This is a genomic window from Acidisphaera rubrifaciens HS-AP3, assembly GCF_000964365.1.
Lineage (GTDB): Bacteria > Pseudomonadota > Alphaproteobacteria > Acetobacterales > Acetobacteraceae > Acidisphaera > Acidisphaera rubrifaciens.
This window is the reverse complement of the sequence record NZ_BANB01000023.1, coordinates 1-10,438: the sequence shown is the minus strand read 5'-3', so window position 1 is coordinate 10,438 and position 10,438 is coordinate 1. Positions and strand designations below refer to the sequence as shown.

Annotated in this window: 8 protein-coding genes; 3 read left to right on the top strand and 5 right to left on the bottom strand. The window is 71.8% G+C overall.

Annotation, left to right across the window (positions count from 1 at the left end; all coding sequences use genetic code 11):
- Positions 1 to 187 precede the first annotated feature (187 nt).
- On the top strand, positions 188 to 2,404 hold the full coding sequence (locus tag B8460_RS22775; RefSeq protein WP_048859666.1) for a hypothetical protein: 2,217 nt from the start codon (positions 188 to 190) through the stop codon (positions 2,402 to 2,404).
- A 45-nt stretch (positions 2,405 to 2,449) separates the two neighbouring features.
- Here B8460_RS22775 and B8460_RS00815 read toward each other — a convergent pair whose 3' ends face one another.
- The 4 genes from B8460_RS00815 to B8460_RS00805 all read right to left on the bottom strand — a co-directional run bounded on the left by B8460_RS00815 (position 2,450) and on the right by B8460_RS00805 (position 6,513).
- Positions 2,450 to 3,487, bottom strand: a complete 1,038-nt coding sequence (locus B8460_RS00815; protein WP_052945097.1) for a fatty acid desaturase family protein — start codon at positions 3,485 to 3,487, stop codon at positions 2,450 to 2,452.
- A 33-nt stretch (positions 3,488 to 3,520) separates the two neighbouring features.
- Positions 3,521 to 3,655, bottom strand: coding sequence for a hypothetical protein (locus B8460_RS23545; protein WP_277813911.1), 135 nt, complete (start codon positions 3,653 to 3,655; stop codon positions 3,521 to 3,523).
- Between the two features lie 102 nt (positions 3,656 to 3,757).
- Complete coding sequence (locus tag B8460_RS00810) at positions 3,758 to 5,179, bottom strand: glutamine synthetase family protein (protein ID WP_048859665.1); 1,422 nt, start codon at positions 5,177 to 5,179, stop codon at positions 3,758 to 3,760.
- An 8-nt stretch (positions 5,180 to 5,187) separates the two neighbouring features.
- Positions 5,188 to 6,513, bottom strand: coding sequence for an aromatic ring-hydroxylating dioxygenase subunit alpha (locus B8460_RS00805; RefSeq protein WP_048859664.1), 1,326 nt, complete (start codon positions 6,511 to 6,513; stop codon positions 5,188 to 5,190).
- Positions 6,514 to 6,640: 127 nt separating this feature from the next.
- Here B8460_RS00805 and B8460_RS00800 point away from each other — a divergent pair, with 127 nt between their 5' ends.
- Positions 6,641 to 7,441, top strand: a complete 801-nt coding sequence (locus B8460_RS00800; protein WP_084623067.1) for an IclR family transcriptional regulator domain-containing protein — start codon at positions 6,641 to 6,643, stop codon at positions 7,439 to 7,441.
- Positions 7,442 to 7,549: 108 nt separating this feature from the next.
- A complete protein-coding gene (locus B8460_RS00795; RefSeq protein WP_048859663.1) occupies positions 7,550 to 8,434 on the top strand; it encodes a hypothetical protein in 885 nt (294 codons plus the stop codon).
- 168 nt (positions 8,435 to 8,602) lie between these two features.
- Here B8460_RS00795 and B8460_RS00790 read toward each other — a convergent pair whose 3' ends face one another.
- Positions 8,603 to 10,375, bottom strand: coding sequence for an ABC transporter ATP-binding protein (locus B8460_RS00790; protein ID WP_048859662.1), 1,773 nt, complete (start codon positions 10,373 to 10,375; stop codon positions 8,603 to 8,605).
- Positions 10,376 to 10,438 lie beyond the last annotated feature (63 nt).

Here is a 10,438-nt window from a genome sequence, read left to right as displayed (position 1 = left end):
AGGCGACGGCCGAACGTCTGCGCGACCTCGCCCGGCGCGATCTCCGCGACTGCCGGCGGACGGCGCTCCGGCTCGCCGCCACCGCGTAAGGACGGGGCGGGCCGCCGCCTCAGCCGACTCGCCCCCGCGCGGCCGTGCTGGCAGACTGCCGGCGGGCAGCCACGCCAGAAGGGCACGCGGCGACGAGATGGCAACCGATCCGACCGACGCGCCGCAACGGCGCAGCTACTGGTCCCATTCCGTCACCCGCGCCGTCGCCCGCTGGTACGGGCGCTTCGTGCGGGCGGGGCTGACGGTGCTGGGTGGCTTGGCCTTCCTCGTGCTCGGCCTCACCTTCCTCAATTACGTGGTCCTCTCGACGCCGCGGGATCGCGCCTATCGCGACATCGACCCCAACGTGGGCTTCTGCCGGCAGGGGCTGGCGAAGGGCTGGACGATCCTTGCCGATCAGGGGCGCGGCCATATCGGCGAGTTCATGCAGGCCAATGACGGCGGCTGGGCGGACCCGAGCGACGACGAGGACGCGGCGGTGGCAAAGGACCCCGCGTGGGGCCGCCGCTTCCGCTGCGCCCTGCAGCGTCACATCGTGCCCTCGACCCGGCCGGACGGTCAGCCGCTCGACTACTATCTCGGCTTCCTGGAGCTGAAGGAGGACGGCGAGCCCTATGCGCTGGTGTCCGCGGACGCGGGCACGACGGACATCGAGATCGACGCGGCGATGCTGCAGCACGCGGCGGAGACCGAGATGCGCGAGCATCACATGGCGGCGTCGCAGGTCACCCCGATCCAATCGCAGCTCGACGTGCTGAAGCAGCACCTCGCGACCGGATCGAACTTCGTCCTGGTGTTCATCCATGGCTGGCGTCACGACGCGCAGGTGGGCGACACCAACGTCGCCGACCTACGGCTGTACGCCGCGCATGCCGTGCGCTTCGTCCGACAGCGCTGCGCGTCGGAGCCGGTCTACTGCGACATGAAGGTGACCGCGATCTATGTCGGCTGGCGCGGCGCGCGCGTCGACGAGCGCGGCCTGCGGCGTATGTTCGGCAACTGGCTGGGCGGCGCGATCAGCACGCTTTCGGCCGGCACGACCCTGTTCGACCGCAAGCCGGTCGCCGAAAGCGTGGCACCGGGCACCATCTCGGCGCTGCGCAGCCTCGAGACCGTGCTGGCGCCGACCGGCCCGTCGGACCCGCGCCACAACCGCATGCTCGTCGTCGGCCACAGTCTGGGCGGCGACATGCTCGCGACCGGACTGCGCGACGACCTGGTCAAGATGGTCCGGCGTCACCAGCCCGGCACGCTGATGCCGCCGGTGCTCGGCGATCTGGTGGTGCTGGTCAACCCGGCGGCCGAGGCGACGAAGTGGACGAGCATCCAGCGCGAGGTCTGGGCGCGCACCGCCTTTCACACCGACATCAACACACCGGCCGCGGCGGTGATCGCCGACAACGACTTCTTTCCCGACCGGCAGAAGCCCGTCGTCGTCTCGATTACCGCGGCGCTGGCCTTTCCGGCCGGGGGCCTGCGGGCGGGTGACTGTGCCTGGATCGGGCTCGATCTCAACGACCGCTTCCGGGCGGCGCGGGCGCGCATCCGCGAGGCGCTGGCCGCCACCGCGTCGATGTTCGATTCCGGCGTCGACTATGACTGGGCGACGCACGACCTGTTCCCCACGTTCAAGTTCGACTTCCGGCCGGCCTCCGCCTACCTGGACCGCCTCGCCGCGCATTACGAGGGACGCCAGCCGGCGGGGCAGGGCTGCGAGACGCCGCGTCCGCCGGGACTGCTGGCGTCGCTGGCAACCCTGCCGCTGCGCGCGCTTGCCGTGGTGTTGCGCACCTTCCCGTTCCAGGTGACCGCGCCGGAGGACTCGCACACGATCGGCAATCTCGATCCGCCGCGCCCGGCGACCGGCGTGCTCGCCGATGCGCTGCCCTCGGCGGCGCCGTTCGGCACGACGCACGAGCTGCTCGGCCATCACGCGGTCGGCATCGAGCCGCACCACCCGTATGCGACGCTCGCGGATGCGCCGATCGACTGTCCGCTGTCGAATCGCTGGCTGATCCGCGCCCGCGCGGCGCAGAAGGCGCAGTACGGCCTGTTCTGGGACAGCGATATCCTGGGACCGGAGGAGCCGGGCGTGGTCGGGCAGGGGCCGCCGGCGGCGCAGTTCCTGCACGGTCTGGAGCTGTCGGGCATGGCCCCGATCACACGGGCGAACGATCCGTTCTGGAACATGCGCGCCTTCGACAACGCCCTGTCGCGCCACGACGGCTACCGGCTGACATCGTTCATCTGCGCGGTGGCGCAACTGGTTCTGGATGACACGACCGGCGGCGTGGTGCCGCTGACCGGCCGGATGGACGATCCCGACCACCCGATGGTCAATCCCACGCCCTGAGCCCCGCGCCGCTGGTCGTTCTCGCTTGAGCGGCCCGCGGGCGGCCTATACCGCCATGGGAACGCCCCGCACAGCCTGCGCGACCGTCACCATGCGCCCGGCCGCCTCGTCCCACAGCAGGTAGCGGGGCGCGGCGAGGGCGTCGCGCAGGGTGATGACGCGCACCCGTGCGAACGCCGGATCGGCGTCATGGCATTCCTCCAGCCGGTAATTCGGTATCCGCGGCGCCAAGTGGTGCACGTGATGGAAGCCGAGGCGGCCGGTGAACCACCGCAATATCCGCGGCAGCCGCAGATAGGAGCTGCCTTCCAGCGACGCGGCGGCGACCGTCCACTCCGCGTGGCGCAGCCAGCGCACGCCCTCGAAGCGGTGCTGCACCGAGAACAGCCAGACACCGGCGATGGCGGCGGGGATCATCACCGCCAGCAGCACCAGCATCACCGGCCAGACGCCGAGCAGCAGACAAAGCCCGCCATACAGGGCGGCCAGCCCGAGATTCGTCAGATGCACGCCCCGCCGCTCCCGCCGCCAGCCGCGCGGGGCGTCGAAGGGGATGCGGTAGAGCACCAGGAACACCAGCGGCGGCAGCAGCAGATGCGCCACGACCGGATGGCGCAGGGCGCGGAAACGCCACCGCCGCCCGCGCCCCATGGCGCGATACTCCGCCGACGTCACGCAGGTCGAATAGATGTCGGCGCCGCGGTCGCGTTGACCGAGGTCGTTCCACGTCGCGTGATGGCCGGCATGCTGGCGCCGCCAATGCGCATAGGGCGTGAAGGTAAACAGCGAGCACGCCCGCCCCAGCGCGTCGTTGGCGCGGCGGGAGCGGAACAGCGATCCGTGTCCGCAATCGTGCTGCAGGGCGAAGGCGCGCACGACGAGACCCGCCGCCGGCACGGCGAGGAGAAGCACGGGCCATAGATCCAGGCGGAGGCCGACATGCATCGCCGCGAGCAATGCGAGCAGCGGCAGGAACGTGGTGGCGGCCTGTGCCAGACCCGCGCCCCGCACCGGGGCCTGAAACCGGAGCGCGACCGCCCGCAGGGCCATATCCCGCTGGTCCGGCGCATCCGTCGCGGTCATCACGGGGCGCCCTCCCGACCGGCCGCGACCGCCCTAACCCTTCTTGGCGGGCGGCTGCGTCGGCGGCGTCCGCGCGCCGGCGAGGACGGAGCTGCCCGCGACCGGCTTCACCTTCGGTTGCTTGGGCTTCTTGGCTTCGCGGTTGCTGCGCTTCTGACCTTTGGCCATGCTTCTCTCTCGTGTTGGGGGCACGCGCCGCGCAAGAGCGCGCGTCTCCCACAGATCGTGATCCGGCCGCCGGAATAACAGTCCCGCGGTAGATGACATTCGTCACAGCAGGTCGAAATACTCCGCCTGCTCCCACTCCGTGACCTCGGCCATGAACCGCTCGATCTCCGCGCCCTTCAGCCGCGCGAAATAGTCGATGAAGGCCGGTCCGAAGGCCGCGTTGAGGCAGGCATCGTCGCGCAGCGCGGCGATGGCCTCCATCAGGCTGCGCGGCAGCGGCGGCGCGTCGTCGTCATCATAGGGCGCCTCGCTCGGCGGCCCGGGATCGCGTCCGGCCTCGATGCCGTCGAGGCCGCAGGCGATTTGCGCCGCCATCGCCAGATAAGGATTGGCGGCCGGCTCGCCCGCGCGATTCTCCAGCCGCGTCGCCGCATCGCCCGCGCGGCCGAGCACGCGCACCATGACGCCCCGGTTGTCCCGACCCCAGCTCGCGCGCGTCGGCGCGTTCGACAGCGGCCGGTATCGTTTGTAACCGTTGATCGTCGGCGTGGTGAACGCGCACGCCGCCCGCGCATGCGCGAGCAGGCCGCCGAGATACGCCATGCCCGTCGCGCTCAGCCCCGCGCCGTCCGCGGTGCCGGCAAACACGTTCACCCCGCTTGCGTCGCGCAGCGACTGATGCAGGTGCCAGCCGCTCGACACCACGTTCGGCAGGCGCGGGCGCGACATGAAAGTCGCGACCGCGCCGTGCCGCCGGCAGGTCTGCTTCACGGCGGAGCGGATCAGGATCATCTGGTCGGCCGGCAGCAGGCCCGTGGCGGGCGCGAAGGTCAGCTCGATCTGGCTCGGCCCGAACTCCACCTCCAGCGTGCGCAGCGGCAGGCCGAGCGCCTGCAATGCCGCGCGCAGCCGTTCGAGCAGCGGATCGAGCGCGTCGTAACGCAGCTCCGTCAGGTACTGAAAGCCCGGATTGAGCAGATGCGGCGTCGCGGGACGTCCGTCCGCCGACGCGCCCTCGGGCTGCGCGAGAATGTGGCATTCGATCTCGATCCCGGCGACGTACGTCAGCCCCCGCGCCGCCAGCCGCGCGGTCTGCGCGCGCAGCACGCCGCGGCTCGACAGCGGCATCGGCCGTCCGTCCGGCAGATACAGGTCGCACAGCACCCAGCCGCTATGCGGCGCCCAGGGCAGCACGCGGAACGTCGACGGGTCGGGCAGCATCACCATGTCGGCCGCCCCGCGCATCTCCGGCAGCGGAAACCCGCCGCCCGCCGCGAAGACGGGGAACGCCGTCTTGCCCGACAGGTCCTTCAGCACCATCGTCGTCGTCGCGGTGGCACCCTGATCCAGCAGGCGCACCGCCTCCTCGGCGACCAGGGTCTTGCCGCGCAGCACGCCATGCGCGTCCACGAAGGCGAAGCGCACGACGCCGATCCCGTCCTCGGCGATGCGGGCGGCCACCTCCGCGGCGGCGTCGTGCTGTTCGGCGGTCCACGCGCCGTGGCGCGCCGCGAAACTATCCATCCCGCCGCTCAGGCGACGGCGGACAGCGCTGCGTGCCAGGGCGTGGCGTCGCGTCGCGCGCGGTCCTGCTGGCGCCAGTACTCCTCCCACCCCTCGACGGGACCGATCACGTCGATCGACGCGGGGCCGGTGATGCCCGCGACCGCCTCCGCCGGGCCGGCCAGACGCGGCGTGCGACCCTCCGCGACATCGGTGATGGCGCGCATCAGCAACCGGCGATAGGCGGCGATGGCGCGGTCGCTGCTGCCCAGATGCTCCTTCGTGCGGTCCTGGATCGCGCCCATCGATTCCACCGCCCACTGGTCATGCACGTTGATGTCGTCGCCCATCCCCGTATACGTGCGCGTCGCCTGCTCGCGCGGGTCGAAGCCGTAGTCGTTGTCGCGGTTCTTGCGCGGGATGTAGTCGGGCAGTTCGTACAGCGCGAGCCGCTGGCGGCGCATCTGGTCGCGGTCCACCGGGGCCGCGAAGCTGGTGAAGATCGCGTACCAGTAGCAATGCGTGTCATCCACCGGCACGTGCCATTGGGTGATCGTCATGTCCTTGCTCATCGGTATGACGATGCCGTGCGGGAAGACCATGTTGGTGACGCGGATATGCTGCGCCTCCTCGTCGAGCCGGCGCAGCGCCGCGATGCGCAGACCGTATTCGGTCGTCTCCACCTCGATCCGCGGCCGGGCGTAGTCGCGCAGGATGCGCGTCATCGGCATGTCGGCGCCCATCGTCGCGCCGCGGAACTGTCGCCCGTACGACTGCGCGGTGTCCTCGTCCTCGAAGAAGCGGTGCAGATAGGACGCGTGCGCCGGATCGATGCCGACCTCCAGCGCCTGCAGCCAGTTGCAGTCCATCCGGCCCTTGAACGCGAACGTATAGGCATCGGGTGCCGCGAAGCAGTCGAAGCCGGGCAGGGCGGGGGGCGCGCCCTCGCCCATATACGCGAACACGATCCCGCCCGCCTCGCGGCACGGATAGGCGGTCTGGCGCACCGACTTGCAGAACTGGCTGCCGACCGGCTCGGCGGGCTGTTCGAGGCACGCGCCGGTCGCGTCGAACAGCCAGCCATGGAACGGACAGCGCAGGCCGCCATCCTCGCGCCTGCCGAACGCGAGATCGGCGCCGCGATGCGCGCAGTGCCGGTCGAGCAGCCCGTACCGCCCGGCCTCGTCGCGGAACAGCACAAGATCCTCGCCGAGCAGCCGCACCCGGCAGACCGGCCGCTCCCCCGCCAACTCGTCCACGAGCGCCGCCGGCTGCCAGTAACGGCGCATGAAGGCACCGAGCGGCGTGCCCGGCCCGGACTGCGTGATCAGCGCGTTGCGCTCGGCGGTCAGCATCGACACCCTCCGCTGTTTGCCCTAGGCTTGTCCGATTAACGAACAAAGGTCCGTTAATTCGATATGCTAGCCCGCCGGGCCACGGCCTTGCACGGGCAAAACGCGCGGCGGGGAGCACATCCGGGCGATGTCCAGGTTGCGTGAGGACGATGCCGACCGGCGGCGGGCGGCGGCCCTCGGGCCGGATTATTCCGAGGCGCTCGCCCGCGGGCTGCTGGTGCTCGCCACCTTCAACGAGACCCGCCGCTCGCAGTCGCTGAGCGACATCGCCCGCGCCGTCGACCTGCCGCGCGCGACGGTGCGCCGCGCCCTGCTGACCCTGACGGCGCTCGGCTACGTCGCGCAGGAGGAACGGCGCTTCCGCCTCACGCCGCGCGTGCTGCGTCTCGCCGCCGCCTATCTCACGTCGAACGTGATCTCCACCCTCCTGCAGCCGGCCTGCGACCGCATCGCCCGCCGCCTCGGCGAGAGCTGCACCGCCGCGGTGCTGGAGGGCGACGAGGTGGTGATGATCGCCCGCGCGCTACCCGATCAGCTGGTGCCGGCGGGGGTCGGCATCGGCTACCGGCTGCCCGCCTATTGCAGCGCGCTCGGCCGCGTGCTGCTGGCGGCGCTGCCGGACCCGGCGCTCGACGCCTATCTGGACCGCGTTGCGCTGGTCGCGCAGACGCAGCACACGCTGACCGACCGGGCGGCGGTCCGCCGCGCGATCATCGACGCCCGCGCGGCCGGCTCCTGCTTTGTCGATCAGGAGGCGGAATACGGCTTCCGCTCGATCGCCGTGCCGCTGCGCAAGTTCGACGGCACCGTCGTGGCCGCGCTCAATGTCGGCGCCCGGCTGGAACAGGCGAGCGTCGCGACCATGACCGGCCCCTATCTGCGCGAGCTGCTCGACGAGGCCGCGACCCTCAGTGGCTTCCTGATCTGACGGGCGATGCTGACGGGCGATACCGGGGCACCGTCATTGCGTGAACGGACGATGATCGCCGCGGGCTGACGTGGGGGCGGGCCGCCGTGACCGTAATGAAACGGTAACATGGACAGGCTCCCCGCCGGCCACCCCGCCGTGGCCTTCATGCACATCCCGAAGACGGCGGGCACCAGTCTCGTCCTCGCCCTGCGGCGCGCCCTGGCGCCGGCCGCGTCCGTGGGTGGGTTCGATGCGTCGCTGTTCGGCGACTATGCCGATTTCGACACGTTCGACGCGCCGACACGGGCCGCGATCCATCTCCGGCCGCATGACCTGCCGCCCGCCGATTTCGTGGCGGGTCATTTCGCCCTCAGCACCCTGATGGGTCGGTATCCACGGGCACGGCTGTTGTCGGTGCTGCGCGAACCGCGATCGCGGCTGCTCTCCCTCTGGTTGTTCTGGCGTAGCCACAGCGACGAGCAACTGGCCGGCTGGGGGACCTGGGCGGACCGCGTGCGGCTCGCCCGGCTGCCGCTCGCGGCCTTTCTGCGCGCGCCCGCGGTCGCCTGCCAGACCGACAACATGATCACCCGCGCGCTGCTCTGGCCGCATCCGCTGATCCCGGACGGCGGCTTCATCGCGCCCGACGACGAGGCATGGCTGCTGACGGATGCGCGCCGCCGCCTCGCGCAACTGTCGTTCGTCGACGTGGTCGAGGTCGCGGGCTGGGAGGCGCGGCTGCAGGCATGGCTCGGACGGCCGCTCGACCTTGCACGCTGCAACGAGACCACGCCGATGCCGCGCGGTCTGCGCGGCGATCTTGCCCGCGAACTGACGGCGTCGGCCTTCGACGCGCTGGCGGCCCGCTCGCGCATCGACACGCAGCTCTGGACCACCGTGGCCGGCGGGTTGGCCGGCAGCGACGCCGATGCGGTGCGGGAAGAAGCCTGGATCAGGACGGTCGCCCGCCATGCCCCGCTGCTGGCCGGCGGCACCCCCGCCATGGCGTGACTGCGACCGCTCCCGCGACGCGGGTGCGTCCGGCCGATATGCTCGGCCGCGTGGCCCGCGGGGCGCGGGCAAAGGGCGGGAGCACGGCATCAATACGCGCCCGCCCGGACGATCCTGGAGGACGCGGGGACCGGCTGACGGCGGCGCGGCGCGAAGCGGCCGGGCCCCTCACGCGACGCGGGCCGGCCGCGCGCCCGGGCGCCCCGCTTCCGCCGTGGCCGAGACGCCGCCCTGCTGCACCCGCACCACGTGATCGCCGGGGCGTGCCGTGCCGGCGCGGTGGGTGACGATGACCATGGTACGTCCGGCGAAGGCGGCGTCCAGCCGGGCGGCCACGCGCGCCTCGGTCACCGCGTCGAGCGCGTTGGTCGCCTCGTCGAGGATCAGCAGGTCGGGGTCGCACAGCACGGCCCGCGCGATGCCGATGCGCTGGCGCTGGCCGCCGGACAGATTGAGCCCCTGCTGGCCGATCCAGCTGTCGATGCCGTCCGGCAGGCCGTCGATGAAGTCGAGCGCACCCGCGACGTCGGCCGCGGCGCGCAGGGCGGCCGCCGCGGCGTCCGGGCGGGCGAGGCGGATGTTGTCCGCGACGGTGCCCTCGATCAGTTCCACGTCCTGCCCGGCCACCGCGATGCGGCCGAGCCAGTCGCCGCGCGCGAGGCGGTCGAGCGGGACGCCGTCCACCAGGATCGCGCCCGCGTCGGGACGATAGAGGCGCAGCAGCAGGTTGACGATGGTGGTCTTGCCGGCGCCGCTGTCGCCGAGGATCACCGTCCGCCCGCCTGCCGCGATGGTAAAGCTCGCGTCGGCGAGGGCGGGCTCGCGGCTGCCCGGGTGGGTGTAGGCGACACGGTCGAAGCGTATGCCCTCGCGCAGACCGGAGAAGCGTCGGTCCCCGGCTCGTGCCTCGCCGCTGTCGCCGTCCGCGCCGCAATCCAGCAGGGCGAGCACCGAGCGGATGTCGGGCCCGAGCACCACCACATGCAGCAGATGCCCCTCCAGCTCGCGCAGATGCGGCTGCAGCCGGTAGAGGAGGGCGACGCAGGCGAGCGTCGTGGCAAACGAGATGCCGCTCGCCTGCGCCAGCGCCACGACCACGCACAGCAGCGCGAAATAGCCGATCTCGGTCGTCGGCTGGATCATGGCGTAGAGCCATTCCAGCCGGAATCCGATCGCGCGCGCATCCGCCGAGGCGGACTCGAACGACGCCTGCCGCCGCCGCTCCTGCCCGAAGGCGCGGATGGTCCGCATGCCCTGCAGCGTCGCCAGCGTCTCACCGGCGAGGCCGTGGTTGACGCGGCGGGTCTCCGCGCCGAGGGCATGGGCGCGGCGCGACAGCAGCTGCATCGCCGCGAACAGCATCAGCGAGCCGATCGCCGCGACGCAGGTGATGCGCCACGACATGGCGAACAGGAACACGCCGAACACCGCGACCGAACACGCGTTGATCACCACCCGGGCCGCCGACATGCAGCCATCGGCGATCGACCAGGACGCCGTCGCCAGGACGTTGAGCAGCGTCCCCTGATCGTGCCGGCGGATGTCGGCATACGGCGCGTGCAGATAGCGGCGATGCAGCGCGTTGCGCACCCGTTCGCTGAGGCGGTTGCGGATGCCGGCGGAGACGACGTCATAGGCGAGGCTGAGGCCCGCCTTGGCCGCGATCAGCGCGAAGATGCCGAGCGTGAGGGCGACGATGCCGCCCCCGCCCAGATGCCTCGCCGCGAGGTCGGACACGAGGCCGAGCGGACCACCTGGCGACGGACCCCGCGCCCCGTGTCCCATGGCCGCATACAGGAAGACGACGACCAGGGTGATGCCCGTGGTCTCCGCCAGCGACGCGGCGATGCCGAGGGCGATCATCGCGGGTGCCACCCGGACATGCGGCCGCGCGAGGCGCAGGACGGCGCGCCATTCGGCGGCGGAGAGGCGCCCGCTCATGCGGTCACGCCTTCGCTGCCGGCGGGAAAATGCGGCGCGGCGGCCACGGGCGGCGCGCGGCGG